Origin of the sequence: Azospirillum griseum (assembly GCF_003966125.1) — a bacterium.
GTDB classification, from domain to species: domain Bacteria; phylum Pseudomonadota; class Alphaproteobacteria; order Azospirillales; family Azospirillaceae; genus Azospirillum; species Azospirillum griseum.
Genome location: NZ_RXMA01000009.1, coordinates 118,742 through 145,247, shown reverse-complemented (window position 1 = coordinate 145,247; position 26,506 = coordinate 118,742). Strand labels below are relative to the sequence as shown.

Here is a 26,506-nt window from a genome sequence, read left to right as displayed (position 1 = left end):
CGCCCAAGAAGGCTTCGAAACAATCCGGTGCATCAGAACATGATTGTCACGTCATGCACAACAACCTTCACCGCGCCTCCACCATGCCGACGAACTGGGCCAGTTCCGGCGTTTGCGGACGGTCGAACAGCTCAGCGGGCGGCCCGTGTTCGATGATACGACCTCCGTGCATGAACACCAGGGAATCGCAGACCTCGCGGGCGAAGCGCATTTCGTGCGTGACCAGCAGCAGGGTCATGCCCTCTTCCGCCAGTTGGCGCACGACGGACAGCACCTCGTTCACCAGTTCAGGGTCCAGGGCCGAGGTGATTTCATCGCACAGCAGCACCTTGGGGGCCATGGCGAGCGAACGGGCGATGGCCACGCGCTGCTGCTGCCCGCCGGAGAGCTGCGAGGGGTAGGCGTCGAACTTGTGGCCCAGCCCGACCTTGGACAGCGCGGCTTCCGCCGCCGCGCGGCAGGCGGCCTTGTCCTGCTTCTTCACCACCTTCAACGCCAGCATGACGTTTTCCCCGGCGGTCAGGTGCGGGAACAGGTTGAATTGCTGGAACACCATGCCGACCTTCAAGCGCAGCGCCCGCAAATCGATCTGGCTGGGATCGACGCATTCGCCGTCCACCTCGATCACGCCATCGTCGATGCGTTCCAGCCCGTTGATGCTGCGCAGCAGGGTGCTTTTGCCCGAGCCGCTGCGCCCGATCATGGCGACGACCTGCCCCTCCTGCACCGCCATGTCCACCCCCTTCAGCACCTCCACCGAGCCGAAGGATTTGCGGATGTTCGACAGCTTGACCAGCGGGCGGGCCGACGGGGACACCGATTGATCAGCGAGCGACATTGAGCTTCCTTTCCAGCGCCTTGGCCGAGAGCGACAACGGGTAGCAGAGGGCGAAATAGATCAACCCGACGAGGCCATAGACCAGGAAGGGTTGGAAGGTGGCGTTGGTGATCATGGTTCCGGCCTTCGTCACCTCGACAAAGCCGATGATCGAGGTGACGGCGGTCCCCTTCACCACCTGCACCGAAAAGCCGACGGTCGGCGGCACCGCGATGCGCAGGGCCTGCGGCAGCACGACGTAGCGCATCTGCTCGCCATAGCTCATCGCCAGGCTGGCCGACGCCTCCCACTGGCCCCTCGGCACCGCCTCCACGCAGCCGCGCCAGATCTCGGCGAGGTAGGCGCTGGTGAACAGGGTCAGCGCCACCGCCGCCGCCGTCCAGGGCGAGGTTTCGATGCCGGTCAGCGGCAGGGCGAAGAAGACGATGAAGAGCTGCATCAGCAGCGGCGTGCCCTGAAACAGCTCGATGTAGAGTTTCATGGCCGTTTGCAGGGGGCGCAGCGGGGCCACACGGGCCAGCAGCACCAGGACCCCGGCGATCCCACCGCAAACAAAGGCGATGGCCGACAGCAGCACGGTCCAGCGCGCCGCCAACAGCAGGTTGGACAGGATGTCCCACAGGGTGAAGTTATACACGGGCACCTCCCCGGAACATCCGATCGCCCAGCCGGGCCAGCAACCAGCGCAGCGCGATGGCCAAGGCCAGATACAGCGCGGTCGCGAGGAAATAGACCTCGAAGGGGCGGAAATTGCGGGATTGGATGAAGTTGGCGGCGAAGCTCAGCTCCTCCACCGCGATCTGCGAACAGACCGACGACCCCAGCATCACGATGATGATCTGGCTGGTCAGGGCGGGCCAAATCTTGCCCATCGCCGGGCCAAGGATGATGTAGCGGAAGATCTGCGGCCCGGTCATGCCCAGGCTCGCCCCCGCTTCGATCTGCCCCTTGGGCGTGGCGTCGATGCCCGCGCGGATGATCTCGGTGGCGTAGGCCCCGAGATTGATGACCATCGCCAGAACCGCCGCCTGCCATTCCGGCAAGCGGACGCCCAGCGACGGCAATCCGAAAAAGATGAAGAACAGCTGGACCAGGAACGGCGTGTTGCGGATCAGCTCGACGTAGGAGCCGACCGCGAACCGCACCGGCGCGTTGCCGGAGGAGCGGGCCGCCGCCCCGGCGATGCCGATGCCCACACCCAGCACGCCGCCGATCAGGGTGAGGCCGACCGTGGTGGCCACCCCCTGCACCAGCACGGGCGTGTAATCCGCCAGGGATGAAAAATCAAACCGATAGGCCATGGAAACGCCCGCGCTGGTGATGGGAAGGGACGGTTACAGATCCTTGGACAGCGGTGTCCCCAGCCACTTCTTGGAAATGGCGCTGAGCGAACCGTCGGCTTTCGCCTTGGCCAGGATCGCGTTCACCTTCTCCAGCAGCGGGCCTTCGTCCTTGTTCAGGCCGATGAAGCAGGGCGAGTTCTTGATCAGGAACTTCAGGATCGGCAGGCGCGGCGGGTTGCGTTCGATGATGGCGGCGGCCACCACATTGCCGGTGGCGACCAATTCGACCTGACCCGACAGGAAGGCCGAAATCGTCCCGTTGTTGTCCTCGTAGCGGCGGACCGTGACCTTGTCGCTGACGATCTTCGACAGCTCGATGTCCTCCACCGATCCACGGGTGACGCCGACCGTCTTGCCGTTCAGATCCTCGGCCTTTTCAACCGTGCTGGCTTCCGGGCCGAAGACGCCGTTGAAGAAGGGGGCGTAGGCCGCCGAGAAATCGATGACCTTTTCGCGCTCGGCATTCTTGCCCAGGCTGGAGATGACCAGATCGACCTTGCCGGTGGTCAGATAGGGAATGCGGTTGGAGCTGCTGACCGGAACCAGTTCGACCTTGGCCCCCAGCTCCTTGCCGATCAGGTTGGCGGTGTCGATGTCATAGCCCAGCGGCTTCAGATCGGGACCGACCGAACCGAAGGGCGGGAAATCCTGCGGCACGGCCACGCGCAGAACCTTTTCCTTGGTGATCCGGTCCAGCGCGTCGGCCTGCGCCGCGCCGGTCAAGCCACCCACCAGAACAGCCGTGGCAAAGCCGACAGCACCGAGTATCGTTGCAAACCGCATGGTGTTCGATCTCCATCCAGAAGGACATTCCCATGCATTTCAAACGCCGTGCCACCCACTGAAACGGCGTGCGCCGGGATCTCAAAGGGCTGAAAATGATACGATTATCCCAAGTTCTCCCTATGATGTTACATGTGTAACGTTGGCCCCGCAAACCATATTGCTTGAAATTTGCGCAGATGACCGACCAAAAAAACAGCACCTTGCCCGATCAAGCGCTCACCACGCGCATCCACGCCCGCTACGCCGATTTGAGCCGCAGCGAGAAGCGCTTGGCCGACGTGATTCTCGCCTGTCCGGGGGAGGTGTCGGGCTACACCGCGACAGAATTGGCGCAAAACGCCGGCGTGTCGAAAATGACGGTGTCGCGGTTGGTCCGCCGCCTGGGCTACGCCAATTTCGACGAGGCCCGCCGCGCCGCCCGCCGTGGCACCGAATGGGGATCGCCGCTCCATCTGCTCGACCAGACGGCAGCCGCCGACGGGAATGGCAGCGTCCCGCCAACGGTGGAGGCGCATTTCCAACGCAGCCTGGACAGCGTGGCCGCCACCGCCCGCCTGATCGACCCGGACGCGTTGCGGAGCGCCGCACGGCTTCTGCATGGCGCTCGCCGGGTCTGGGTGTGCGGCGCCCGCAACAGCGCCTTTCTGGCCGGTTACGCCCGCTGGCAGTTCATCCAGGTCCGCCCGGAGGTTCATCACATGGTCGCGGCGGGGGAAACGCTGGCGGAAACCTTCGCCGATCTGGATGACCGCGACGTTCTGCTCTTGGTTGGCATCCGCCGCCGCACGCCCGGCATCATCGAATTGCTGCGGGCCACGCAGACGCGCGGCATCCCCACGATTCTGTTGACCGATAGCCATTCCCCCTTGGAAGGCCCGGCCCCGCCCCTGACCTTCCGCTGCGAAACGCGCAGCCTGGCGGCACTGGACAACCATGTGGCGGTGATGGCGGTGATTCACGCCCTGACGGCGGAACTCATTCAATTGTGCGGTCAGGCTGGCCGCGAGCGCATCAAAACCATCGAAGCGCTGCACGAATCGTTGGGCGAGTTCTGAACGCCGGACGAGGGGCGATCAGGCGGCCTGCGACCGACCGGCCATGAAGGCGGCGAAGCTGTCCGGGGGAAGCGGACGGCTGATGAGGTAGCCCTGGATGCGGTTGCAGCGCTGTTCGCGCAGGCGGGCCGCCTGTTCCCAGGTTTCCACCCCTTCGGCGATGGTGTCGAACCCCAGGCTCTCCGCCAGGGTCACAATGGTGCCGACGATCGCCGGATCGGTCGAGGATTTGACGATGTCGCGCACGAAGCTGCGGTCGATCTTCAGCGTGTCGATGGGAAAACGCTTCAAATACGCCAACGACGAATAGCCCGTCCCGAAATCGTCGATGGACAGGCGGACGCCGATGTCCTTCAGATCGTTCAGGATCGTCACCGCCTTTTCGATGTCGCCGATCATCGCCCCTTCGGTCAGTTCCAATTCCAACCGGTCCGGCGCAATGCCGGAGGATTCGACGACGCTGCGGACAAAGCCGACCAGACGCGCATCCTGGAATTGGCGCGGCGACAGATTGACCGACACCGACGGGACCATCACCCCGGCCTGCGTCCAGGCCGCCAACTGGCGGCAGGCCTCCATGAAGGTCCAGGCCCCGACCTCCCAGATCAGGCCGGTTTCTTCGGCCAGCGGGATGAACTCCGCCGGGCTGACCATGCCGCGCACTGGGTGACGCCAGCGCACCAGCGCTTCCGCCCCGATGATCCGGTCGGTCGCCAGATCGATCTTGGGCTGGTAATGCAACTCGAACTCTTCACCGCCGCTGGCCCGCCGCAGGTCGCTTTCCAGCCCCAGCGAAAAACCGGAGCGTTCGCGCATGCCGCCGTCGTAAAAGACGAAACGGTGCTCCGGGTTGCGCTTGGCGTGGTACATCGCCAGATCGGCGTTGCGCAGCAGCTGGTCGGCGGTTTCGCCATCGTCGGGGTAAAAGGCCACACCGATGGACGCGCCGCAGAAGAGTTCCTGATTGTGGACGCCAAACGGCTCGTCCATCGAATAGAGGATCTTTTCAACCAGCCGCGCGCCCGCCGACCGGTCGGCGGCGTCGGGGGCCACCACCAGAAACTCATCGCCGCCCAACCGCCCCACCGTGTCGGTCATGCGGGTGCAGTTGCGCAGACGCCGCGCCACCAGCTTCAACAGATCGTCCCCGGCGTGGTGGCCGAGCGTGTCGTTGACCTGCTTGAACCGGTTGAGGTCGAGGAAGGCGACGGCGACCTTGCTCTGGTTGCGCTGGGCGCGGGCGATCGCCTCCTCCAGCCGTTCGCACACCAGCCAACGGTTCGGCAGGTCGGTCAGCCGGTCGAAGCTGGCCTGATAGCGGATCTGGTGTTCCTGGGATTTGCGCTGGCTGATGTCGGCGATGGTCAGAACATAATGCTCCAACACGCCGTTGGGTGCCCGCACCGACGTCACCGACAGGGCGGCGGCAAAGGCCTCGCCCGTGTTGCGGAAGCTGGTGATTTCGCCCTGCCAGCGTCCGGCCTTTTGCGCGGTGGTCCAAATGCCGTCGATGAAGGCCCGCTCGTGCGACCCCGGCGCGAACAGCACCAACGGACGGCGCAGCAGTTCGTCGCGCAGAAAGCCGGTGGTGACTTCATAGGCCGGGTTGATCGCCTGCACGATCAAATCGGGATCGACGATCAGGATGCCGTCGGCCACGCTGTCGAACACCGTCGCCAGCAGGCGGATCTTCTCCTCATGCTGCTTGCGTTCGGTGATGTCCTGGACGGTGCCTTCGTAATACCGGATGCGCCCGGCGGCGTCGCGCACGCAGCGCGCGCTTTCCGCGATCCAGATGATCGTTCCGTCGCGGCGGAAGACGCGCGCCTCGAACGAGTGGACCGTGTCCTTGCGCGCCATCAGATCGGCAAAGGCCTCGCGCTTGCCGGGATCGACGTAGAGTTGCTCGGCGATGTCGGTCAGGTTGGCGATCAGATCGTCGGGGGAGCTGTAGCCGTAGATTTCGGCCAGGGCGGGGTTCACGCGCAGGTAACGACCGTCGGTCGTCGTCTGGTAAATACCCTCGACGGCGTTTTCGAAGATGCTGCGGTACTGTTCTTCCGTCTCTTGACTCATCGTCCGCGCCTCTTCCGACGCCAAGCCTGCACCGCCTGGGAACACCATCTCGTTACTCAAGCCAACAAAGAAAAACGGTCCATCTTGCCGCGACGCAGCAAAGCAGACGCCCGACCAACGGTGTCCGTCAAGCCCAAGCCACAGGACTGTGACACACCTTGCCGCATTTCATAACAGAAATGTAATCTTGGTCAGAAATGCCGACCAAACCATTGATATAAATAATATCTTCTAAATTGACCGAAAAATAGGCAGAAAAACAGGATGAAAAGCGGGCGCTCACACGGTTCTTTTCATCCTGCCATTCAGGGCGCACACGACATGTTCGTGCGCGCGCTTGTTGTGGACGCCCGACGCATCACACTTTCGACCCAACGCTTTGGGCCGAGTCGCAATCAATCAGCCGCACACAATCAATGGCCGTGGCCCAGCTTCGCGCCTTCCTTCAACACATAGGTGCGCGAGCAATAGGGGCATTCGACCCGGCCGTTCTGATCCAAGGTCAGATACACCAGCGGATGGCCCAGCGCGCCCCCGCCGCCGTCGCACCCAACGGTCGCGGTTTCCACGGTAATCGTCTCGGTCGGCTGCATGGCGGTCATCCTCTGTTTTGACAGGCGCGCGCGATCGCGCCATCGTGGGGTTGCCCGTTGCGGCGGGCGTCGGACACGGGACGGCCCGCGCGGGCCGGATGATACCCATCGTGCGGCGCGGATCAACGGGATTGACACGGTTTCCTGCAACTCCACCACAATGGTCGTGAAGACGAATGGTCGCGCACTCCACCCCCTCGGACCTTCCCACCCCCGCCGGGCTTCCGGCCAACGCGGTTGAACTGCGGGGCTTGACGAAGATCTACCAGCCCACCGGCAAGGCGGGACCGAAACACGCGCTGAAGGGGATCGATCTGGCCATCCCACGCGGCTCCCTGTTCGGCCTGCTCGGTCCCAACGGGGCGGGCAAATCGACGATGATCAACATCCTGGCCGGGCTGGTGAACAAGACCGGCGGGACCGCCCGCATCTGGGGGCACGAGGTGGCGGACAACCCGCGCCACGCCCGCGCCTCCATCGGCGTGGTTCCGCAGGAACTCAACATGGATCCCTTCTTCACCCCGCGCGAGATGCTGGAGCTGCAAGCCGGCCTCTACGGCGTGCCGAAACGCGAACGCCGCACCGATGAATTGCTGGCGGCGGTCGGGCTGGCCGACAAGGCCGACGCCCACGCCCGTTCGCTGTCGGGCGGCATGAAGCGCCGTCTGATGGTGGCCAAGGCGATGGTCCACACCCCGCCGGTGCTGATCCTGGACGAGCCGACCGCCGGGGTGGACGTGGAGCTGCGCCGCCAATTGTGGGACTACGTCCGCTCGCTGAACCGGGCGGGCACCACGGTGCTGCTGACCACCCACTATCTGCAGGAGGCCGAGGAGCTGTGCGACACCATCGCCATCATCAACCATGGTCAGGTGGTGGCCTGTGAGCCGACGCAGACCCTGCTGCGCCGCATCGACAACAAGGCGCTGTGCCTGACGCTGGACCGCGACCTGACCGCGGTTCCTCCGGCGCTGGCGGGATTCACGGTGGAGCTGCCCACCCCCCGGCGTCTGGTGGTCCGTTACCAGCCCAGCCGCCAGCGGGCCGACGCGATCCTCACCGCGCTTGCGGCGGCGGGCTTGAGCATCGTCGATGTCTCCACCGAGGAATCGAATCTGGAGGATATCTTCCTGCAACTGACCGGCGGCGCGCATGGTGGGGACAGCCACGCGGCGTGACCGGTGGGGGCTGGTCCGTCCGGCGTGTCTGGCGCTGTTGCTTCTGCTCACCGGCTGCGCCAGCGCGTTGCAGCCGATGGGACCGGCGGTGACAGCCCCCGATCTCGACGACCAACGCCTGCGCGCCGCCGACGGTTACAGCCTGCCGCTGCGCGCCTGGACGCCGGAAATCGCGCCGCCGCGCGCGGTCATCCTGGCCCTGCACGGCTTCAACGATTACTCCAACGCCTTCGACGGTCCTGGAAAGCGCTGGGCCGCACGGGGGATCGCCACCTACGCCTATGACCAGCGCGGCTTTGGAGCCAGCGCCAACACCGGCATTTGGCCGGGAACGCCGACGCTGGTGGCCGACCTGCGCATGGCCGTTGCCCAACTGCGCCGCCGCCACCCGCAACAGCCGCTGTTTTTGTTGGGGGAAAGCATGGGTGGAGCGGTGGTTCTCAGCGCCCTGAGCGATCCCGCGGCCCCGTTGGCGGTCGATGGGGCCATCCTGGTGGCTCCCGCCGTCTGGGGCCGGGAGACGATGGGGGTTGTTCCGCGTGTGGCGTTGTGGCTGTCCGACAGCCTGGTGCCGGGGTTCGTGGTGCACCCGCCGCGCGAGCTGGGGATCGAACCGTCGGACAACCTCCCGATGCTGCGCGCCTTGGGCCGTGATCCGCTGGTCATCAAAGGGGCGCGGGTGGACGCGCTGGCGGGCTTGACCGACCTGATGGACCGCGCGCTGGCGGCCTGCCCACAGCTGGACACGCCCGCCCTGGTGCTGTTCGGCGCGCACGAGCAGGTGTTGCCCCCCGGCCCGGTGCAACGCGCCCTGAGCACGCTGGAGAGCAACCCACGGCACCGGCTGGCGGTCTACCCCAAGGGCTATCACATGCTGCTGCGCGACCTTGCCGCCACAACCGTCATCGACGACATCGCCGCATGGATCAGCGATCCCGCCGCCCCTCTGCCCAGCGGGGCGGACCGCACTCCGCGCCGTTTGCTGGCCGAACCGTGACCGACCGGATCACCCCTCGTCCGGTTCCTGGCCCGGTTCGAAGCCGCCGGACTCATCAAAGTAATCACCCGCCACATCCGGCCCCCATTCCTGGACCAGCGCGACCTTCTTTTGCTTGAGAACGTCCACACGCTTTTCCGCGCGCGACACCTCCATCCCGGCCACCAGCGGCGGGATGCCGTAATACAGGCCCCAGCCAACCGCCGCCGCGCCGTACATGACCATCCACGACAGCGGATCGGCCAGCAGCTTGCCCGCCGCGCTCAAGGTGTGCTGGTGCTTCCAAAGATCGATGGCAAAGGGCATGCAGCCGCAGAAATTGACGCCGCCCACCGTGATCGGTGCGGATTTTTCCGGGTCGCGGTCAACGATGTAGGCGACGATGGTCGGGACCATCCCCACCGCGAACAGGATGGAGGTGGGCAGCACGATCAGCCCCGCTGGGATCACCAGCAGCAGCAGCGTCATCATGCCGCCCTTTTTCCGCTTCCGCGCCATCGGACCGTCTCCCCGTCAGAACGCGAACAACAGAATGATGCCCGCCACCAGCACCGTGGACAGCAGGCTGGACACGATGGCGGCCACCTGCCGCCCCGAGGATTCCACGATGCTGTTGCGGTCGGCGATGGTGTGGCGGATTTTTTCCATCTCCGCGTCGGCCTCGCGATACTCGATCTGGGCCGCTTCGAACTCCAGACGGTCGCGACGCAACGACTCAGGATCGTCCACCACCTTCAACAATTCGGTCAGACGTCCGTTGTGCGCGGCGGTGTCGGCCTGCTTGCGGACCTGCTCCTGGGTTTTGCGGTTGTGAAACCGGCGGAAGACCGGGTCGAGCATCGCCTGCACCCAGGTTGCCAGATGGGTCAAGCCATCCACCCCGGTGCGCGCCTGCACGTCCGACAGGATGGTCAGCATGGCGATGACCCGGCGGGTGGGTTCGATCCCGCTGCCAAGCTGGGTGAACAGCAGATCATCCGCCCGCTTGTGCCGCGCCGCCAGGAAGGCGGCAACCTGTCGGTCGATCGGGTCCTTGTGCCGCTCGCCGCCCGCCCCCAGCCAATCCAGCGCGCGCAGCAATTCCGCCGTGGTGGTCGGCAGTTGCTTAACCACCAGACTGCTCATGCAGGGCATGGTCGGGTTCATCTCGTACAGCACCCGCTCCACCCCCAGCCCATAGGCCGAGCGTTCCAGAAAACCGCGCAACTGGTCGTACATCTGGACCAACGGCACGAATTCCGGCTTGAAATCGGTCTGGACGTTCACCCAGAACATCGGCAACTGATTGCCGATCACCTCGGCCACCGCCTGGGGTGATTCGTTGCGCAGAAAGCTCTCGGCCAGCATGGTGGCCACGCCGTCCGGCATCATCGCCCGCCCGCGATAGCGGATCGGGGCCGCCGGGTCCAGCGCCATGCACACCCGCGCAACCAGCCGGTCGCCCTGGCTGCCGCCCTTGCCGCTGGAGGCGGTCTGGATGGCGTTGTTCACCGCCTCCGCCCGCACCTCGTCACCCAGTGACCGGCGCAGCCATTTGTCGAGTTCGCCGCTTTCGATCACGGTCGCCGCCGCCGGGACATGGCGGGCGAAACCGCGCGCCAGGGTCCGGCAGTGCCAATATTCCTGTCCCTGGAACTCCAACGGGCGGGCGGCCCGGCGGGAGATCTGCGGCTGCTTGGGGCTGAGCCGTCGCCCCGCCACCCACAAATCCAGATCGTTCAGGGTCCAGCGCTGCTTGGGATCGTCCACCAGCAGGCCGCGCACCACCTCGTTGATCGCCAAGGGCAGGCGGAATTGCTGGACAAGGGCCGGGTAGGATCCGCGTTCGATCTTGGCCTGCAACAGCGCTTCATCGTCCAACCCCGACACCGGGTTGCGCCCCAGCGCCAACATCAGCAGGGTCACGCCCAGCGAATACAGATCGTCCATCACCGTGCCGCTGCCACGACCGGCGGGCGCGCACATGCCCCGTTCGATGGTTTCGAACAGCACGGGTTGGCCATAGCCGGGTTGGGTCGAGACGCATTCGCCCAGCATCAACCCGCCCGAAGCCAGATCGCGGAAATACAGGTTGTTCGGGCGGATCGCACCATGAACCACCCCACGGCTCGACATCTCCTTCAGCGCCGACACCAGCGGGTGAACGATCTGCCGGGTCAACTGGTCTTCCGGCATCGGATCGATGCTGTCGGTCAGCGCGTTCATCAGACGGCGGCCACCGGGCCGCTCGAACACCAGGCAATAGCGCCGCCCCCGGTCCTGCGGCCAATCGACCACGCCCCAATCGAGCAACCGCATGTGGGTCCCGTTGTCCATGCTGGCCACAGTGGAGCACACATCCGTGCGCGGCAGGATCGACGGATGACAGATGATCGCGAAGGGTTCGAGGCGCTTTTCGCGCAGGGATTTGGCGACGTACGCGTTGCCGCCCACCGTGTTCAGGGTGGGGATGGGGCCGGCGGGTTGGATTTCATAGCGTTCCGCCAGCTTGACAGCGTCGGCGTTGGCCATCGCCCCAACGGCGGCGGTCTGAGCGTCGGACGGCATGAGCGGCGTATCCCCGAGACAAGCGAACCTGCGCAAGCCCTAGGTGGCGCGAAAAGGGCAAACAAAGTCTTAACGCGCGCGCTTGCCACTCGGCAAGCGGTTGATGATGAACCTTTTCGCATAGCCCTTTCGGCCCAGCCGCCGCAGCGGCGACCGGGCCGAAAGCGTCTTGCGATCAATCCGCGAACGGATCGGTCATCAGGATGGTGTCGTCGCGCTCGGGGCTGGTGGACAGCAGGGCGACCGGGGCCTGGATCAGCTCTTCGATGTGACGGACATATTTGACCGCCTGCGCGGGCAGTTCGGCCCACGAACGCGCCCCGCGCGTCGTATCCTTCCAGCCTTCGAAGGTTTCATAGATCGGCTCGACGCGGGCCTGGGCACCGGCGTTGGCCGGGAAGTAATCCAGTTCCTGGCCGTCCAGACGGTAGCCGACGCAGACCTTGATTTCGTCAAAGCCGTCCAGCACGTCCAGCTTGGTCAGCGCGATGCCGTCGATGCCGCCGGTCTTGATGGCTTGGCGGACCATGACGGCGTCGAACCAGCCGCAGCGGCGCTTGCGCCCGGTGACGACGCCGAACTCCTTGCCCTTCTGACCGATCAGTTCGCCGATCTCGTCCGTCAGCTCGGTCGGGAAGGGGCCGGAACCGACGCGGGTGGTGTAGGCCTTGCTGATGCCCAGCACATAGCCGACGGCGCGCGGCCCCATGCCGCTGCCCGCCGCCGCGTTGCCCGCCACAGTGTTGGACGAGGTGACGAACGGATAGGTGCCGTGATCGATGTCGAGCATCGAGCCTTGCGCGCCTTCGAACAGGATGCGCTTGCCCGCGCGGCGCAGCTCGTCCAGGCGCTTCCACACCACGGCGGCGTAGGGCAGCACCTGCGGGGCGATTTCGCGCAGCGGCTCCAGCAGGTCGGCCGGGGTCATTTCCGGCGCGCCCAGGGCGCGGAACAGGGCGTTGTGGTGGGCCAGCAGGGCGTCCACCTTTTCCACCAGCACGGCGTCGTCGGTCAGATCGCACAGGCGGATGGCGCGGCGGGCGACCTTGTCCTCGTAAGCGGGTCCGATGCCGCGCCCGGTGGTCCCGATCTTCGACGCGCCCTTGGACTCCTCGCGCGCCTTGTCGAGCGCGCTGTGGACCGGCAGGATCAGCGGGACGTTTTCGGCGACGATCAGGTTTTCCGGGGTGACGGACACGCCCTTGTCCTTGATCGCGTTGACTTCGCGGATGAAGGCCCAGGGGTCGAACACCACGCCGTTGCCGATGACCGACAGCTTGTTCTGACGCACGACGCCCGACGGCAGCAGGCTGAGCTTGTACTCAACCCCGTTGATGACCAGCGTGTGGCCCGCGTTGTGACCGCCCTGGAAGCGCACCACCACATCGGCACGGCTGGAGAGCCAGTCGACGATCTTGCCCTTGCCCTCGTCGCCCCATTGGGCGCCGACCACCGCCACGTTGGCCATCTCTTCAATCTCCGCAAAACAGAAGGATCCGCACACCCCCTCGCCCCGGAGGGGGGAGGGACCGAAACGCGCTACTCAACCGGATGGACGACGCCATCCGCCAGACGATGGCCGCACTGAAGCCGCTTGGCCTCGGCCACCGCATCCGTCACCGGGGCCAACCCGGCCACCGTCACCCATCCATCGGCGCGCAGGCCCGCCGCCACCGTCCACGGCGTGCCATGCGGCACGAACACCCGCGTGGGCGCGGCGGCGACCGGAATCGCCGGCAGGATGTAATCCATGTACAGGGTGAAGCCGGTGGAGCGTTCCTTGCCCACCCCGGCCTGATAGCGTCCGCCCTGCCCGACCTCGCCCACATCGCGCGAAAAAACGGTGAAGCTGAGGCCGGTCTGATAGCCAAAGCCGCGATGCTCGACCAGATCGATGGTCACGGTCAGCGTCGGCATGGCCGCGCGGATCACCGCCAGCGCGCTGGTCAGGCGGCGGCGGTCCAACTCCGCCTCTTCCGGCAGTTCCACCGCCGTCAGGGCGCGGATGGCGCGGTCGGCCGGGCCGGAGGCGCTCATCAACGTTTCCAGCAGCGCGGCCGCCGGGCCGCCAACCTCGGCCACCGCCGCCACGTCCTTGCGGTCCAGGGCGGCGCGCAGCGCGCGGATCTCGTCGTCGGGCAGGCCCAGACCGGCGCAAATGCGCTCCACCATCTTGGGCACGCACAGATCGACCGACAGGTGCGGCACGCCGATCGCCGACAGCGCCTGCACCGCCAGCAGCACGACCTCGGCGTCGGAGTCCGGCTCCGACGCACCGATCAGCTCGACACCGACCTGGGTGAACTGGCGTTCCGGGCGCAATTGCGACCCGTTCACGCGCAGCACCGGACCGGCGTAGCACAGGCGCAGCGGGCGCGGTTCGTTGGCCAGACGGGTGGTGGCGATGCGGACGATCTGCGGCGTGATGTCGGCGCGCACCGCCATCATGCGTTGGGAATGGGGGTCCATCACCCGGAAGGTCTGCTTGGCCATGGCCGCACCGGCCCCGGACAGCAGGTTTTCCTCGAACTCCACCAGCGGCGGATCGACCCGGCGATAGCCATGGGCCGCGAATTCCGCCAGCAGGCGTTCGACGGCGACCGCCTCATGCGCCGCTTCGGACGGCAGCACATCGTGCAATCCGGCGGGCAGAAGAGCGGCGTTCAGAGCGTCGGCGGGCATGGCCACAATCGTTTCGTCAGGGGGAAGGCAAATGTCGGGCACACGGGGCGGGCTAATACCCGACCATGGCCCGCCATGCAAATGGAAAAGCCCCGGCGGCCCCTGCGCGCGGGTGTCATCTCCCCTGCGTCCTTGCCGGGTCGGTGTTGTCCGGGCAAGCAATCAAGCCGGTTTGGACAGAAAACGCCGTTGAATTTGTCAGAAAAATACCTCAAACCTGAATCGTTCAGGCTCCGACATTTTGGGTGTTCCCGTCGCATGGCCCTGGCGAGCAGCAGTTACGAAGTCCAGATCTATCAGGCGGATCACTGGGTTCTCGATTCCTGTTTCGAGAGCGAGGCCGAGGCGCGCGCTTATGGCAAGCGCATCCTGTCCGCCGGACGGATCGAGGGGATCCGGGTGGTGCGCGACTGGGCCAGACCCGACGGCCGCCATGTCGAAACCGAAATCCATCAGGAATTCCGCAGCAACTCCAACAGCATCACCATCGCGCCGCTGGACGAGACGCCGCCGCTGTGCCACAGCCCGGCGGAGATGTTCGGCGTCGATGGCCGCATGGTGATGAACCGGCTGCTGAAGAACTACATCGAGCGACTCGTCGTCACCCCCACCGAGATTCTGCACAACCACACCGAACTGAAACGGCTGCTCGACAAGGACAACCTGATGCCGACCGCCGTCGGGCGGGTCGCCGCGCTTCAGGCGGAAAAGGCCGGGCTGGACACCCGCGCCCGCCGGGACGAGCTGTACAGCGTCATCAACGGAGTGAGCGAACGCGCTCGCGCCGCCGCCGCGCGCAGCGATCTGCCCTCGCTGGACAGCGCCGGGTTCCGCCCGATCTACGAACGGCTCGACGCGCGGGAAGATCCGGAAAGCCGCGATTTCCTGGCGCGCGCCCTGCTGTCCCGCGATCTGGTGCAGATGCGCAACTGGCTGGCCAAGCTGGATTTCCTGGGCGAATTGGTGCGGCAGGAGGGCGGACTCACCGACAACCCGCTGACGTTGGTCGATGGCGTCATCGCCGACGTTCTCGGCGCGCCTTCGGTGGTGCAAGAGCTGCTGGGAATGCAGGGCAGCCTGCTGGAGGCGCTGTGCAACCTGCTCGACCTGTCGCGCGGTCGCCTGGATGTGAGCCGCCGGGCGGAGGAGGACCGCATCGTTCACCTGAACGAGCTGCTGGCCTTCCACGATCTGGACGAATCCCGTCGCGTGATGATCGATCTCGTCCGCCGTCAGGTGAAGAGCGCCCAACCGCTCTACCGCGCCGATCCGGGGCAGGAGCGCGACGCCTACCAGCGGCTGTTGCAGCGCGTCACCACCCCCAACGGCGTGATCGGCGGCGGCGGCATGGCCGAGGCGCTGGTCCTGCGCTACCTGCGCTTCCTGGAGGGCGGCGGGGCGGCCGGACGGCGGCGGGCGATGGAGGAGGTCTGCGGCCTGCACAGCGACCCCAAGGACGCCGTGCGGTTCCTGATGGCTCTCTCCCAATCGGAGACGGGCCGCCAGCACGCCGACGATGTGGACCGGCTGTTGAGCGGCCTGACCGGCGACCCGCGCGGCTTCGGCCGCTTCGTCGACCGTGCCCAGCCGATCAAGACCAACGTCGAGGCGCTGACCCAGCTTTACACCCACGCCCGCGACTCGGGCCTGGCCGACCCGCTGAAAGGCCGCCTGACCGACCGCATCGACGATCTGCTGGTCGCCTACATCCACGATTGCCGACTGGTCGAGCGCATCGACAACCCCAACGACCCGCTGCGCCTGCGCGCCAACCGGCTGATGCAGCTCTGCGCGCCGGGAACCCTGCAAAGCCGCAAGGCGCTGGCCGTGGTGCGCGAACGGGTGGTGTCCCACCTGCGCCAGCCCCAGTTCGAACAGAAATACATCGCCGATCTGGCCGACCCCACCCTGCAACAGGGCGCGCTGCGCGAGTTCTACCGGCTGTTGGCGCAAGCAGGCCTGACCTGACCCGACCAGCCCAGCCCTGCGCGCGGGGTCACAGCAGCGCGTCGGGTGACAGGCTGGTCAGGGACGCGCGCACGCGCGGGATCATGTGGTCGGCGAAGGCCCGCACCTTGGCCGGAACCAGGGCGCGATGGGGGTAGAGCACGGCCAGCGTGATCGGTTCGGGCGGGTGATTGGGCAGGATCGGGACCAGCGCGCCGCTGCGGATGTGCGCCGCCACCTCCCACAGCGGTTTCAGGGCGATGCCGCGCCCGTCCAGCGCCCAGCCGGTCAGCACATCGCCGTCGTCGGCGTCGAATTTGCCCGACACCGGGGCCTTGACCGGCTCACCGCCATCCAACAGCGACCATTGATATTGCTGGGTTCCGGGAAAGCGCAGCAGCAGGCAATTGTGGCCCGCCAGATCGGCGGGTCTGGTCGGCTGGCCATGGGCCGACAGATAGGCGGGGGACGCCACCAGCACGCGGCGCAGATCGGCGATCTTGCGGACGACGAAGCTGGAATCCTTCAGCGCCGCCATCCGCACCGCCACATCCACCGCCTCGCGCAGCAGATCCAGCAGATGGTCGGACAGGCGCAGGCGCAGTTCCACCAGCGGGTGTTCGGCGCAGAAATCGGGAATCAGCGGGGCCAGCACCGCCCGGCCAAAGCCCAGCGGTGCGGTGACGCGGATGCTGCCCGACGGCACGCCCGACCCGGCGGTGATGCCGCTGTGCGCGCGCTCCACCGCCTCCAGCACCTCCAGGCAGCTTTGGTAATAATCCATCCCGGTTTCGGTCGCCTGCAACTGCCGCGTCGTGCGGTTGAGCAGGCGCACGCCCAGATGGGCTTCCAACTGCTGGATCCGGTGGCTGACCATGGCGGGCGACATGCGCAGATTGCGCCCGGCGGCGGACAGGCTGCCCAGCTCGACGACGCGCACAAAAATACGCATGTTTTCCAGCAACGCCATGCTTGCGGGTCTTTCCGGTCGGGATCGGGGAATCGGGTCGGGTGAATGCTGCTGGTGCGAAGGCTATCACCGGGCGCGCCGGAAAAACCAGACTCCGCTGAAAACCCGTGCCGCAACCCTTCCCCCGGCAGGGCCGATTCAGCTTCCGCGATAGGTCGAGAAGGCCCAGGGCGAGACCAGCAGCGGCACATGGTAATGCTGGCTGGCGTCGGCGATGCCGAAACGGATCGGCACCTCGTCCAGGAACGGCACGCCATCGCCGTCCACCGCCCCGCTGGCGCGGAAATAGGCGGCGACCGCGAACAGCAGCTCGTAGCGGCCCGGTTGGAAGGCGTCGCCCTGCAAGGCGGGCGCGTCGAGCCGCCCGTCGGCGTTGGTCACGAAATCGCCCAGCACCACGCCCCGGTCCAGATCGGTCAGGCGCACGGCCATGCCCGCCGCCGGGCGGCCCGAAGCGATGTCGAGAACATGCGTGGTCAGGCGTCCCATGGCGCGGTCCTTTCCGTGGCCGGGTGGCGAAGGGGGCGGAAGGCCAGCCTAACGCGCGCCGGGGCGGCTTGACGAGACAGGGAAATTTGAAACTGTCTCCACCCACGCGATGGATTGCCGCCGCCGCCGTTGCTGGATTAGCGTGGTGGGGTCTTGGCCCCTGCACGAAGGACGCGCGCGATGACCCAGCCCTACCCCCGCGACATGATCGGCTATGGCGCGCAGCCGCCGCACGCCCAATGGCCGGGCGGCGCGCGGGTGGCGGTCCAGTTCGTCATCAATTACGAGGAGGGCGGGGAAAACTGCGTCCTGCACGGCGACGCGGCGTCCGAAGCCTTCCTGTCGGAGATCGTCGGGGCGCAGCCGATCCCCGGCGCGCGCCACATGAACATGGAGTCGATCTACGAATACGGGTCGCGCGCCGGGTTCTGGCGGCTGCACCGGATGTTCACCGAACGCAACCTGCCCGTCACCGTCTATGGCGTCGCCATGGCGCTGGAGCGCAACCCGGAGGTCGTCGCCGCCATGAAGGACGCCGGGTGGGAGATCGCGACCCACGGCTGGCGCTGGATCGATTACCAGCATCTGCCCATCGCGGTGGAGCGCGAGCACATGATGCGCGCGATCGATCTGCACAGCCGCGTCACCGGCAGCCGCCCGTTGGGCTGGTATCTGGGCCGGTGCAGCCCCAACACCTGGCAACTGGTGGCCGAGGAGGGCGGCTTTCTCTACAACGCCGATTCCTACGCCGACGATCTGCCCTATTGGGACGACCGCCATGGCCGCCCGCAACTGATCGTGCCCTACACGCTCGACGCCAACGACATGCGCTTCGCCACCAACCAGGGTTTCAACAGCGGCGACCAGTTCTTCGCCTACCTCAAGGACAGCTTCGACACGCTCTATGCGGAGGGGGAAACCCAACCGAAGATGCTGTCGGTCGGGCTTCATTGCCGTCTGGTCGGGCGTCCGGGCCGGGCGGCGTCGCTGGCGCGCTTCCTCGATTACGTGCGCGGCCATGACCGGGTGTGGGTGGCGACCCGGCTGGACATCGCCCGCCATTGGATCGAGCGGCACCCCTACCGCGCCGCCTGACCCCCCATCGGATTTTCCGTGAAAGACGCCGCCATGCCGCACCGCCTTGCCGATCTGAACGCGATGGACCGCGACGCTTTCGTCGCCGCGCTGGGCGCGGTGTTCGAGGACAGCTCGTGGGTGGCCGCCGCCGCCTGGGACCAGCGCCCCTTCGCCGACACCGACGCCCTGCACGCGGCGATGTGCGGCGTGGTGCGCGCGGCGGGGGAGGAACGCCAGCGCGCCTTGATCCTGGCCCATCCCGATCTGGCCGACAAGGCGACCCGCCCGGCCAGCCTGACCGCCTTTTCTCAAACCGAACAGGCCCGCGCCGGTCTGAACGAGCTGTCGGAGGAGGAGGTGCAGGAACAGCGTGCCTTGAACCGCGCCTACCGCGCGCGCTTCGGCTTTCCCTTCATCATGGCGGTGCGCTTCAGCACCCGTCACCAGATCCTCGACGCCATGCGCGCCCGCGTCCAGAACGCGCCGGAGGTGGAGTTCCTGCGCGCCCTGGACGAGATCGACAAGATCGCCGGGTTCCGTCTGGCCGATCTGGTCGCCGCCTGACCGTTTCCCCCCAGCGGTTCACCCCCGGCAGCCGTTTTTTGTCCCATCTTTTTTGGGCCGGGCGTGGAATGACGCGCGCGGCGCGGCTGTTGGTGTCTGTGTCGGGGCGAGCGTGCCCCGCCAACAGGAGGACGCCGGAATGTCGGGCCGTTTGTTCAAACTCATGTGGACCGTTGCGGGTGGGTTGGTGATCGCCAGTGCGTTTGCCGGATTGACCGCAGGCACGGCGTTGGCCCATGGCGACGACTGGCGCGGCTATGAACGCCGGGATGAACGCCGGGATGAACGCGATTGGCGCGGCCCCGGCCGGGACTGGCCGGAGCATTGGCACCACCGCCGTCACTGGCGGGAACCCCGCGTCATCTATGTGCCGCCGCCCCCGCCGCCGCGCGTGATCTACGCGCCGCCGCCGGTCCTCTACGCCCCGCCCGCCGTGTCCTACCCGGAACCGACGTTCGGCTTTGGTTTCAGCGCCAACATCCCCATCCGCTGACGCCGCCCCCGGCGCGGCGCTGGCCGCACGCGGCCAACGCGCACAGGACCGCTTCCGGCTTTCCCCCGGTGACGCTATGGTGTCGCCCGTTTCGGGAACCGCCCGGTGTTGAGCGGGCAGCGGAGGAGGGACATCGTGCGTCTTGGTCTGATCGGCGCGGCGGCGCTTGCGATGGGTGCGGTGTTGACCGTTGGCAGCGCCAACGCGGCGGACGAACCGCGCCTGACCGCCGCCCTGGGCGACGAGGTGCTGAAGCTGATCGACATCGCGCCGAAGGGCACGAAGGTTCTGGTCAACGACGCGATGGTGCTGGAGGACCGCGACAGCGCCCTGGTGTCCTTCGTCAACGCCTACACCCTGGATGGCCGCTGGCTGCTGCTGCTGAAGGCGGAAAGCGACGCCAAGGACTGCCCCGCCCGCTTCCGCGTGCTGGAGCTGTCGTCCCCCAAGCCGCGCGTCTCCCCGCCCTTCGGTTCGTGCAGCGACGCGGCGGAGGTCGCCACCGACGGCGGCGTGATGACGGTGACGATGCCGGTTCCCGCCAGCAAGGACATAGCCGCCTGGACCTACCGCGACGGCCGGATCGCCCGCACCCGCTGACGGGCGCATGGCTGGCGGTCGTTCCGCACCGGCACCGGCTTGGTTGACGGGGTGGGGGGCAGCTTTTAAGGTCGCTGCCTTCGCACAACCCCGTTTCCGGGCAGGACATCCGCCATGAAGCCGACGCGCCGTCCCTCCACCCCGCTCTTTTCGTCCGGTCCCTGCGCCAAGCGTCCGGGCTGGTCGCTGGACGCGCTGGAAGGCGCGCTGCTCGGTCGGTCGCACCGCTCCAAACCCGGCAAGGCCAAGCTGAAGGAGGTCATCGACCTCACCCGCGCGGTGCTGGCGATCCCGGGCGACTATCGCATCGGCATCGTTCCGGCCTCGGACACCGGGGCGGTGGAAATGGCGCTGTGGTCGATGCTGGGCGCGCGCGGCGTGGACATGCTGGCGTGGGAAAGCTTCGGCAAGGAATGGGTGACGGACGTCGTCAAGCAACTGAAGCTGCCCGACGTGCGCACGATGATCGCCGATTACGGATCGCTGCCCGATCTGGCGGCGGTCGATTTCGCGCGCGACGTGGTGTTCGCCTGGAACGGGACCACCGCCGGGGTCCGCGTGCCCAACGGCGATTGGATCCCCGATGACCGCGTCGGCTTGTCGATCTGCGACGCCACCTCCGCCGCCTTCGCCATGGATCTGCCCTGGTCGAAGATCGACGTGGCGACCTGGTCCTGGCAGAAGGTGTTGGGCGGAGAGGCCGCGCACGGCATGCTCGTCCTCAGCCCGCGCGCGGTGGCCCGGCTGGAAAGCTACCAGCCCGACCGGCCCCTGCCGAAAATCTTCCGCATGACCAAGAACGGCAAGCTGATCGAGGGCATCTTTGAAGGCGACACCATCAACACGCCCTCGATGCTGTGCGTGGAGGACGCCATTGACGGCCTGCGTTGGGCCTTGTCGGTCGGCGGTCTGCCGCAACTGATCCGCCGGTCGGAGCAGAATCTCCGCCTCGTCGCCGATTGGGTCAAGGACAGCCGCTGGGCCGCCTTCCTGGCCGGGGAGGAGGCCACCCGCTCCTGCACCGCCATTTGCCTGCGCTTCACCGATCCCGACGTTCTGGCCCTGCCCGCCGACGCGCAGGCGGCCTTCGCCAAGAAGCTGTCCGCCCTGCTGGAACAGGAAGAGGCCGCGTTTGACGCCGGGTCCTACCGCGACGCCCCGCCGGGCCTGCGCCTGTGGGGCGGGGCCACGGTGGAGAATGAGGACATGGAAGCCCTGCTGCCCTGGCTCGACTGGGCCTTCGCCACCGTGAAGGCCGAAGTTCTCGGGGCCAAGTGACCGTCATCCACGTCCCGCGCGGCCGGAAACACCGGTCGCGCGGGACGTGGAGCCTCACACCCAGACAATCACACCCAGTAACGCGGATAGGCGCGGTCGCTGCGCAAATTGTTGACCAGCAGGCCGATGCCGACCAGCGTCAGCGCTCCTGTCAGGGCCGTCGGCAGCAGCATCGCCGTGTCGGTGCCGGGGGCCAGCGCCAGCAGCGGCATCGCCCCGGCGGGCGCGTGCAGGGTCCGGGTCAGTTGCATCACGGCGATGGCGGTCCCGACCGACAGAGCCACCACCCACGGGGCGTTGCCAAACAGCGCCAGCCCGATCACCCCGACCAGGGCCGACACCAGATAACCGCCCAGAACGCTGCGCGGCTGGGCCAGATGGCTGTCGGTGGCGGCGAAAATCAGCACGCAGGTCGCCCCGAACGGGGCCATCAGCAGCGGCAGCTTGCTGAGGAGAGAAATCACGCTGATCGCGCCGATTCCAGCGCTGCCGCCCACCCACGACCACAGGATTTCGCGCAGATGCGGGCGGGTCGGAGCCTGTTCCGTGCCCTTCATTTTGCCGAAGAACGCGCCCACCCGTTTCATGCCCGACCCCCTCGCCAAGAGCGGAGAGGATGGTAGGGTTGGGTCAAAAAAACGTCAAGCTGTGCAAAATTTCATCACAGGATGGTCAGCCCTGCGCCACCGTCAGGCTCCCCAACCGCCTCATATCCCACGCGACCGGACCAGAAGGACGCGCGCCTCCTCCGCCGCGCGGTGCAGGCGGGGCAGGAATTGCGTTTCCATTTCCGGGCAGGTGACGCGGGCGGCCTGGGCGCTGACGTTGACGGAGGCGACCACCCCGCCCGACGCGGTGCGGATCGGCACGGCGATGGAGCGCAACCCCAACTCCAGCTCTTGATCCACCAGAGAGAACCCGCGCTCGCGCACGCGCTCCAACTCGCGTTTCAGCGCGTCGGTGGCGGTGATGGTGCGTTCGGTGAAGGGTTTCAGCGGGACCCGCGCCAGATAGGCGTTCAACTCCGCCTCCGGCATCGCCGCCAGCAGCACCCGCCCCATGGAGGTGCAATAGGCGGGCAGACGGCTGCCGACGTTCAGCCCCACCGACATGATCCGCTTGGTCGCCGCGCGGGCGATGTACACCACGTCATCCTCGTCCAGCACCGCCGCCGAACAGGATTCCTGCACCGCCGCGCTGACCTGCTCGATCAGCGGATCCAGGATGGTCGCCAGCGGGGCCGACGACAGGAAGGAATAGCCCAGCGCCAGAATCTTGGGTTTCAGATAGAAAATCCGCCCGTCCGTTCCGGCATAGCCCAATTGGGTCAGCGTCAGCAGGCAGCGCCGCGCCGCCGCGCGCGGCAGGCCGGTGATCTTGGCGATGTCGGCGATGGTCAGGGTCGGGTCGCGTTCGGTGAACGCCCGGATCACCGACAGGCCGCGCGCCAGCGAGGTCATGAAATTGGGATCGGCGGTGTCCTCGTCCGGCCCGGCTTGCCGGTCCTGGCCCTGCGGATGCGCGGTGTCCACCATGCTCGACTCCCCCCATAACCCCACCGCTCTCCCAACCGGGCGGCGCTTGTAAGTGCGATTATCGCGCAAATTACTCAAAAACGCACAAATTTCCAGCGCTCGGCCCCCCGATGTTTATGGACCATCGGTCCACATCGTGCAATCGTTCGCCCGACATCCACGCAACAGGGGCATTGGCAATGACCGAGCGGCGAACCAGCGGGGCAAAACCGGTCAACGCCCTGGTGCGCGGCCTGCGGGTGCTGGCGGTGGCCAACGAGATCCAGGCCCCGACGGTGGCGGAGGTGGTCCGCCGCTCCCGCCTGCCAAAAGCCACGGCGATCCGGCTGCTGCAAACGCTGGTGCACGAGGGCTATCTCGACGATCTGGGCGAGGCGGAGGGCTATCAGGTGACGGCCAAGGTGCGCAACCTGTCGCGCGCCCTGCTGGACCGCACCCCCATCGCCCAACTGGTGCAACCGCTGCTGGACGATCTGGCCGCCCGCGTCAAATGGCCGTCGGAGTTCTTTTTGGCCGAAGGGCGCTCGGTGGTGATCGAGGTGTCGAACCGCAGCGCCGCGCCGATCAAGCTGAACCTGTTCGAACACCGCCGGTTCCCGATGGTCGCGTCCGCCACCGGGTTGGCCTATCTGTCAGCGCTGCCGCCGGGGGAGGCCGAACGGATTGTCCAGGACTCCGTCGCCGACGGCACGCTGACGCGCCCGCCCGACGCCTGTCTGGAGGAGGTGGCCGCCGCCCGCCGCAACGGCTACGCCCTGTGGGAATATCCCAGCCTGTCGCCCGGCCTGCGCATGGCCTCGATCCCGGTGCGGTCCGGCGGGCGGGTGATCGGCGGGCTGTCACTGGTCCATTTCCGCGATCTGGTGCCGATCCCGCTGCTGGAATCGCTGTTCCTGCCCGACATGCGCGGCGTGGCGGACCGGATCGGCGCGGTGCTGGCCGACCATCGGGACTGAGGCGTCACCACAACCGCCCAAACACAAACCCTCATGAAAAAGCCCACCAGCCCGGCGCGCACGCCAAACCGATGGGCTTTTCCGTCACACACCCAAATGAACCGATCCGATCAGGCCAGCGCCAGACGGTCCAGCGCGGTGACGCGGCGCAGCGGGCTGGCCGCCGTCAGACGGTTCACCCCCTTCAACGCGACGAAGGTGAAGACCGGCTCGCACAGCACCAGCGGCAGATAGGACGCGGCGAACAGCGCCCAATCGGCCAGCGGGGTGGCTTCTTCGCCCCAAAACAGCCAGAAACCGACCATGGCGACGACGCCCGCGTAATAGGCGGCGTCGAAGGCCATGATGCGGCCCCAGGTGACGGCGGTCTTGGCGACCCCCTCAGCGAAAAAGCGCTTGCCGACGGTTTCGTGCACGGCGACCAGCGGCACGATCAGGGACAGGCTGTTGACGCCCAGATGCAGCAGATCCTGCGGCTCGAACAGCGCCCCTTGCAGCAGCAGGCCAACGGCGAAGCCGAACAGGGTGGGCAGGAAACCAAAGGTGAAATAGACCGCCGACGCGCCGATGAAGTGCAATTCCGACGGGCCGACCGGCAGATGGTAAATCTCCATGAAAACGGAGAAGAACAGGGCGGCGAACACCGCCTTGACCAGTTCCACCGGCTGGCGGACCAGGGCCGGGCTGTAGACGGCCAGGGTGGCGAGTGCCGCACCGTTGGCGGCGGTGACTTTGACGGCGTCGAGAACGCCGGGTTCGATGTGCATGGTGTGTACGCCTTGCGCGCAGAAAGAAAATCAAGGGTTGCGGGACCGGTCACGGCCAGCCCGGCGCTCAACCCGATGCGCGGAATGTCATCGCCACCTCCGGGCCGTCCCACCGACGGCCTGCTGGGGTTGTTGGGTTGGTGGCAGGTCTCCTGGCTTGCGGCGTCACGCGGCGGATCGCCTTCCCGGTCGTTCGACCCGTGGCTTTTTGATCCGACGCACGCCGTTCACAGTTGCGGGGGCAGCCCCGGATTGGACCCTGATCGGGTCGCACCGGATTCCCATTTTCACACGCTGTCGTTGCCAACGGCGCGCACCACCACACGCACGCTAAACCGGCTTGCGGATCCAAACCAAGGTTTTTTTGCGCCGCAACGTCCGCGCTGCGGCTCCGGACCTGCGTGAAAATGCCGCTCGCACGGGCTGCGCGGGCTGGGCTATGGTGCAGCGGTGCGCGTGTGCGCTGTGGGCGTGTCGGCGCTGGGGACATTGGGCGGGGCATGATCGGAACCGGGAACAAGGGGCTGCGGACGCGGCGGGTCAGCCTGTTGGCTGGCGCGGTGGCGTTGCTGCTGCAAATTGTCGCCTGGGCCTGGATGCCCGCGATGGCGGCCCCGCTGCCCGGGGCCGGTGGGGGCGATGGTCCCAGCCGGATCGTCATCTGCACCCCCGACGGTTTCAAAACGGTTCTGCTCGACGCGCAGGGCGCGCCGATCCAGACCGACGCGGACCGCAACGCCGACACCGACACGGCCATGTCGGGCGGGTCCTGCCCCTTGTGTCCGTTGATCGGTGGCTTGGCGTTGCCGCCACCGCTGGCGCTGCTGACCCCTGACGATGTGGGTCGTCATGGGCCGGAAGCGCTGCCGGGCGACCGCATCGCCGCCGGTTGGTTCCTGTCCACCCTTCAGGCGCGCGCCCCCCCCTCCCTGGGTTGATTCCCGTCGCGGCGAAACCGGATGACCTCCGGCGTCGCCATGCGCTGAAATCCCCCCTGCGGAGAGTCTCTCCATGCCCGGACTGCCCCCCGGTGTATCACCGATCCTTGCGGATTCGGCCCCACGCGGCCTTGCCGAATCCCCGTCCCTGGCCCCATCCCAGGTCGAATCCGCGCCCGCCACCGACGCCGCCCCCCTGTTCGACGCCCTGCTGACCCCCAACGACAGCGGGACCCGCCACGGTCGCGTGATCTTCGCCGCCGTCGTGGCGGCCTATGCGGCCATCACCCTGACCGCGTGGCTGTGGTTGGGGGCCTGGCCGATGGCGGCCTATGGGCTGGTGGTCGCCGCCTTCGTCGGGTGGTCGCTGCTGGGCGACGCCCACCGCCGCCGCCAGAGCGAGCGGATCCAGGTCTGGCCCGACCGCACGCGGGTGGAGCAGACCGATTCCGCCGGGCGCACGGCGGTCAGCGATTGGCAAACCCCCTGGCTGCGCGTGACGGTCGAGCCGAACGGTTCCGCCGGTCCGCGCCTGACCTTGGGCAGCCATGGCCGCCGGATCACCGTCGGCGCGTTCCTGACCGTCGAGGAGCGGCAGGCGTTGGCCGACGTGCTGAAACGCGAATTGGCCCGCGCGTCCAACCGTCTGAGCGACGCGTGGCCGGTCCCGACCCCGGCGGGTCTGCCCGACGCCGCCCTGCCCCTGCCGAAATAAGACCAAACCGGCACAGGCCACCGGACGGCTGGCGCGCGCGCCGCCATCCCGCGTCGGCTTCTGCCCTCCATCCGATAAGGAC

At 67.0% G+C, this 26,506-nt stretch carries 27 protein-coding genes and 1 riboswitch; of the genes, 12 read left to right on the top strand and 15 right to left on the bottom strand.

What is annotated here, in order from left to right; all coding sequences use genetic code 11:
- Positions 1-67: 67 nt before the first annotated feature.
- The 4 genes from EJ903_RS11880 to EJ903_RS11865 are packed head-to-tail and all read right to left on the bottom strand — an operon-like array spanning position 68 to position 2,964.
- Complete coding sequence (locus EJ903_RS11880) at positions 68-838, bottom strand: amino acid ABC transporter ATP-binding protein (protein WP_126615407.1); 771 nt, start codon at positions 836-838, stop codon at positions 68-70.
- Entirely contained in the window at positions 825-1,475 is a 651-nt protein-coding gene (locus tag EJ903_RS11875; protein WP_126615405.1) for an amino acid ABC transporter permease, read from the bottom strand. Before EJ903_RS11875 ends, EJ903_RS11880 begins: the two co-directional genes overlap by 14 nt.
- Positions 1,468-2,139, bottom strand: coding sequence for an amino acid ABC transporter permease (locus tag EJ903_RS11870; protein ID WP_126615403.1), 672 nt, complete (start codon positions 2,137-2,139; stop codon positions 1,468-1,470). The genes EJ903_RS11875 and EJ903_RS11870 overlap by 8 nt, the downstream gene beginning before the upstream one ends.
- Positions 2,140-2,172: 33 nt before the next feature.
- The gene (locus EJ903_RS11865; protein WP_126615401.1) at positions 2,173-2,964 is read right to left on the bottom strand and encodes a transporter substrate-binding domain-containing protein; all 792 of its coding nucleotides are present in this window, start codon (positions 2,962-2,964) and stop codon (positions 2,173-2,175) included.
- A 179-nt stretch (positions 2,965-3,143) separates the two neighbouring features.
- On the opposite strand from EJ903_RS11865, the gene EJ903_RS11860 reads away from it, so the two are divergent.
- Positions 3,144-4,022: a MurR/RpiR family transcriptional regulator gene (locus EJ903_RS11860; protein WP_126615399.1), complete on the top strand. Its 879-nt coding sequence runs from the start codon at positions 3,144-3,146 to the stop codon at positions 4,020-4,022.
- 18 nt (positions 4,023-4,040) lie between these two features.
- Here EJ903_RS11860 and EJ903_RS11855 read toward each other — a convergent pair whose 3' ends face one another.
- Both EJ903_RS11855 and EJ903_RS11850 read right to left on the bottom strand, forming a co-directional pair.
- The gene (locus tag EJ903_RS11855; RefSeq protein WP_126615397.1) at positions 4,041-6,098 is read right to left on the bottom strand and encodes a putative bifunctional diguanylate cyclase/phosphodiesterase; all 2,058 of its coding nucleotides are present in this window, start codon (positions 6,096-6,098) and stop codon (positions 4,041-4,043) included.
- Positions 6,099-6,511: 413 nt separating this feature from the next.
- Entirely contained in the window at positions 6,512-6,700 is a 189-nt protein-coding gene (locus EJ903_RS11850; RefSeq protein WP_126615395.1) for a zinc-finger domain-containing protein, read from the bottom strand.
- A 167-nt stretch (positions 6,701-6,867) separates the two neighbouring features.
- Between EJ903_RS11850 and EJ903_RS11845 the strand changes: the two genes are divergently transcribed.
- Both EJ903_RS11845 and EJ903_RS11840 read left to right on the top strand, forming a co-directional pair.
- Positions 6,868-7,869, top strand: a complete 1,002-nt coding sequence (locus tag EJ903_RS11845; RefSeq protein WP_126615393.1) for an ABC transporter ATP-binding protein — start codon at positions 6,868-6,870, stop codon at positions 7,867-7,869.
- Entirely contained in the window at positions 7,844-8,866 is a 1,023-nt protein-coding gene (locus tag EJ903_RS11840; RefSeq protein ID WP_246015488.1) for an alpha/beta hydrolase, read from the top strand. The genes EJ903_RS11845 and EJ903_RS11840 overlap by 26 nt, the downstream gene beginning before the upstream one ends.
- A 9-nt stretch (positions 8,867-8,875) precedes the next feature.
- On the opposite strand, the gene EJ903_RS11835 is transcribed toward EJ903_RS11840, so the two are convergent.
- The 4 genes from EJ903_RS11835 to EJ903_RS11820 form a co-directional block, all read right to left on the bottom strand.
- Positions 8,876-9,364, bottom strand: coding sequence for a hypothetical protein (locus EJ903_RS11835; RefSeq protein ID WP_126615391.1), 489 nt, complete (start codon positions 9,362-9,364; stop codon positions 8,876-8,878).
- 15 nt (positions 9,365-9,379) lie between these two features.
- Positions 9,380-11,413, bottom strand: coding sequence for a protein kinase family protein (locus EJ903_RS11830; protein WP_126615389.1), 2,034 nt, complete (start codon positions 11,411-11,413; stop codon positions 9,380-9,382).
- 175 nt (positions 11,414-11,588) lie between these two features.
- Positions 11,589-12,881, bottom strand: a complete 1,293-nt coding sequence (locus EJ903_RS11825) for an adenylosuccinate synthase (RefSeq protein WP_126615387.1) — start codon at positions 12,879-12,881, stop codon at positions 11,589-11,591.
- A gap of 71 nt (positions 12,882-12,952) precedes the next feature.
- Positions 12,953-14,095, bottom strand: coding sequence for an ATP phosphoribosyltransferase regulatory subunit (locus EJ903_RS11820; protein ID WP_126615385.1), 1,143 nt, complete (start codon positions 14,093-14,095; stop codon positions 12,953-12,955).
- Between the two features lie 258 nt (positions 14,096-14,353).
- Between EJ903_RS11820 and EJ903_RS11815 the strand changes: the two genes are divergently transcribed.
- Positions 14,354-16,063 (top strand): hypothetical protein, encoded by a 1,710-nt coding sequence (locus EJ903_RS11815; RefSeq protein ID WP_126615383.1) that lies wholly within the window; start codon positions 14,354-14,356, stop codon positions 16,061-16,063.
- 28 nt (positions 16,064-16,091) lie between these two features.
- On the opposite strand, the gene EJ903_RS11810 is transcribed toward EJ903_RS11815, so the two are convergent.
- Together EJ903_RS11810 and uraH are read right to left on the bottom strand one after the other, a co-directional pair.
- On the bottom strand, positions 16,092-17,012 hold the full coding sequence (locus tag EJ903_RS11810; RefSeq protein ID WP_126615381.1) for a LysR family transcriptional regulator: 921 nt from the start codon (positions 17,010-17,012) through the stop codon (positions 16,092-16,094).
- 138 nt (positions 17,013-17,150) lie between these two features.
- A complete protein-coding gene (uraH, locus tag EJ903_RS11805; RefSeq protein WP_126615379.1) occupies positions 17,151-17,501 on the bottom strand; it encodes a hydroxyisourate hydrolase in 351 nt (116 codons plus the stop codon).
- A gap of 180 nt (positions 17,502-17,681) precedes the next feature.
- On the opposite strand from uraH, the gene puuE reads away from it, so the two are divergent.
- The 5 genes from puuE to EJ903_RS11780 all read left to right on the top strand — a co-directional run bounded on the left by puuE (position 17,682) and on the right by EJ903_RS11780 (position 21,513).
- Positions 17,682-18,596, top strand: coding sequence for an allantoinase PuuE (puuE, locus tag EJ903_RS11800; protein ID WP_126615377.1), 915 nt, complete (start codon positions 17,682-17,684; stop codon positions 18,594-18,596).
- A 33-nt stretch (positions 18,597-18,629) separates the two neighbouring features.
- Entirely contained in the window at positions 18,630-19,142 is a 513-nt protein-coding gene (gene uraD / locus EJ903_RS11795; RefSeq protein ID WP_126615375.1) for a 2-oxo-4-hydroxy-4-carboxy-5-ureidoimidazoline decarboxylase, read from the top strand.
- 139 nt (positions 19,143-19,281) lie between these two features.
- Positions 19,282-19,635 carry a hypothetical protein gene (locus EJ903_RS11790; RefSeq protein WP_126615373.1) on the top strand — a complete coding sequence of 118 codons (354 nt, stop codon included), beginning with the start codon at positions 19,282-19,284 and terminating at the stop codon, positions 19,633-19,635.
- Between the two features lie 135 nt (positions 19,636-19,770).
- Entirely contained in the window at positions 19,771-20,235 is a 465-nt protein-coding gene (locus EJ903_RS11785; protein WP_246015487.1) for a hypothetical protein, read from the top strand.
- A gap of 114 nt (positions 20,236-20,349) precedes the next feature.
- Positions 20,350-21,513, top strand: coding sequence for a phosphoserine transaminase (locus EJ903_RS11780; RefSeq protein WP_126615371.1), 1,164 nt, complete (start codon positions 20,350-20,352; stop codon positions 21,511-21,513).
- Between the two features lie 68 nt (positions 21,514-21,581).
- Here EJ903_RS11780 and EJ903_RS11775 read toward each other — a convergent pair whose 3' ends face one another.
- Positions 21,582-22,100 (bottom strand): HPP family protein, encoded by a 519-nt coding sequence (locus EJ903_RS11775; protein WP_126615369.1) that lies wholly within the window; start codon positions 22,098-22,100, stop codon positions 21,582-21,584.
- Positions 22,101-22,220: 120 nt separating this feature from the next.
- Positions 22,221-23,048, bottom strand: coding sequence for an IclR family transcriptional regulator (locus EJ903_RS11770; protein WP_126615367.1), 828 nt, complete (start codon positions 23,046-23,048; stop codon positions 22,221-22,223).
- A gap of 179 nt (positions 23,049-23,227) precedes the next feature.
- Between EJ903_RS11770 and EJ903_RS11765 the strand changes: the two genes are divergently transcribed.
- Entirely contained in the window at positions 23,228-24,004 is a 777-nt protein-coding gene (locus EJ903_RS11765) for an IclR family transcriptional regulator (RefSeq protein ID WP_126615365.1), read from the top strand.
- A 110-nt stretch (positions 24,005-24,114) separates the two neighbouring features.
- Here the strand turns inward: EJ903_RS11765 and EJ903_RS11760 are convergent, their stop codons facing one another.
- Complete coding sequence (locus EJ903_RS11760; protein ID WP_126615363.1) at positions 24,115-24,771, bottom strand: energy-coupling factor ABC transporter permease; 657 nt, start codon at positions 24,769-24,771, stop codon at positions 24,115-24,117.
- 125 nt (positions 24,772-24,896) lie between these two features.
- Positions 24,897-25,107: riboswitch (cobalamin riboswitch) on the bottom strand.
- Between the two features lie 164 nt (positions 25,108-25,271).
- Here EJ903_RS11760 and EJ903_RS11755 point away from each other — a divergent pair.
- Together EJ903_RS11755 and EJ903_RS11750 are read left to right on the top strand one after the other, a co-directional pair.
- Positions 25,272-25,709 (top strand): DUF2946 family protein, encoded by a 438-nt coding sequence (locus EJ903_RS11755; RefSeq protein WP_126615361.1) that lies wholly within the window; start codon positions 25,272-25,274, stop codon positions 25,707-25,709.
- A 73-nt stretch (positions 25,710-25,782) separates the two neighbouring features.
- A complete protein-coding gene (locus EJ903_RS11750) occupies positions 25,783-26,424 on the top strand; it encodes a DUF2244 domain-containing protein (RefSeq protein ID WP_126615359.1) in 642 nt (213 codons plus the stop codon).
- Positions 26,425-26,506 lie beyond the last annotated feature (82 nt).

Bases quoted from the DNA above. Each gene is read 5' to 3' on its own strand.
- EJ903_RS11855 (WP_126615397.1), bottom strand. From the start codon at position 6,098: ATGAGTCAAGAGACGGAAGAACAGTACCGCAGCATCTTCGAAAACGCC.
- EJ903_RS11820 (WP_126615385.1), bottom strand. From the start codon at position 14,095: ATGCCCGCCGACGCTCTGAACGCCGCTCTTCTGCCCGCCGGATTGCAC.
- EJ903_RS11770 (WP_126615367.1), bottom strand. From the start codon at position 23,048: ATGGTGGACACCGCGCATCCGCAGGGCCAGGACCGGCAAGCCGGGCCG.
- EJ903_RS11750 (WP_126615359.1), top strand. From the start codon at position 25,783: ATGCCCGGACTGCCCCCCGGTGTATCACCGATCCTTGCGGATTCGGCC.
- uraD (WP_126615375.1), top strand. From the start codon at position 18,630: ATGCCGCACCGCCTTGCCGATCTGAACGCGATGGACCGCGACGCTTTC.
- EJ903_RS11815 (WP_126615383.1), top strand. From the start codon at position 14,354: ATGGCCCTGGCGAGCAGCAGTTACGAAGTCCAGATCTATCAGGCGGAT.
- EJ903_RS11860 (WP_126615399.1), top strand. From the start codon at position 3,144: ATGACCGACCAAAAAAACAGCACCTTGCCCGATCAAGCGCTCACCACG.
- EJ903_RS11775 (WP_126615369.1), bottom strand. From the start codon at position 22,100: ATGAAACGGGTGGGCGCGTTCTTCGGCAAAATGAAGGGCACGGAACAG.
- EJ903_RS11810 (WP_126615381.1), bottom strand. From the start codon at position 17,012: ATGGCGTTGCTGGAAAACATGCGTATTTTTGTGCGCGTCGTCGAGCTG.
- EJ903_RS11880 (WP_126615407.1), bottom strand. From the start codon at position 838: ATGTCGCTCGCTGATCAATCGGTGTCCCCGTCGGCCCGCCCGCTGGTC.
- EJ903_RS11840 (WP_246015488.1), top strand. From the start codon at position 7,844: ATGGTGGGGACAGCCACGCGGCGTGACCGGTGGGGGCTGGTCCGTCCG.
- EJ903_RS11755 (WP_126615361.1), top strand. From the start codon at position 25,272: ATGATCGGAACCGGGAACAAGGGGCTGCGGACGCGGCGGGTCAGCCTG.
- EJ903_RS11830 (WP_126615389.1), bottom strand. From the start codon at position 11,413: ATGCCGTCCGACGCTCAGACCGCCGCCGTTGGGGCGATGGCCAACGCC.
- EJ903_RS11765 (WP_126615365.1), top strand. From the start codon at position 23,228: ATGACCGAGCGGCGAACCAGCGGGGCAAAACCGGTCAACGCCCTGGTG.
- puuE (WP_126615377.1), top strand. From the start codon at position 17,682: ATGACCCAGCCCTACCCCCGCGACATGATCGGCTATGGCGCGCAGCCG.
- EJ903_RS11780 (WP_126615371.1), top strand. From the start codon at position 20,350: ATGAAGCCGACGCGCCGTCCCTCCACCCCGCTCTTTTCGTCCGGTCCC.
- EJ903_RS11835 (WP_126615391.1), bottom strand. From the start codon at position 9,364: ATGGCGCGGAAGCGGAAAAAGGGCGGCATGATGACGCTGCTGCTGCTG.
- EJ903_RS11790 (WP_126615373.1), top strand. From the start codon at position 19,282: ATGTCGGGCCGTTTGTTCAAACTCATGTGGACCGTTGCGGGTGGGTTG.
- uraH (WP_126615379.1), bottom strand. From the start codon at position 17,501: ATGGGACGCCTGACCACGCATGTTCTCGACATCGCTTCGGGCCGCCCG.
- EJ903_RS11865 (WP_126615401.1), bottom strand. From the start codon at position 2,964: ATGCGGTTTGCAACGATACTCGGTGCTGTCGGCTTTGCCACGGCTGTT.
- EJ903_RS11850 (WP_126615395.1), bottom strand. From the start codon at position 6,700: ATGACCGCCATGCAGCCGACCGAGACGATTACCGTGGAAACCGCGACC.
- EJ903_RS11760 (WP_126615363.1), bottom strand. From the start codon at position 24,771: ATGCACATCGAACCCGGCGTTCTCGACGCCGTCAAAGTCACCGCCGCC.
- EJ903_RS11870 (WP_126615403.1), bottom strand. From the start codon at position 2,139: ATGGCCTATCGGTTTGATTTTTCATCCCTGGCGGATTACACGCCCGTG.
- EJ903_RS11845 (WP_126615393.1), top strand. From the start codon at position 6,868: ATGGTCGCGCACTCCACCCCCTCGGACCTTCCCACCCCCGCCGGGCTT.
- EJ903_RS11825 (WP_126615387.1), bottom strand. From the start codon at position 12,881: ATGGCCAACGTGGCGGTGGTCGGCGCCCAATGGGGCGACGAGGGCAAG.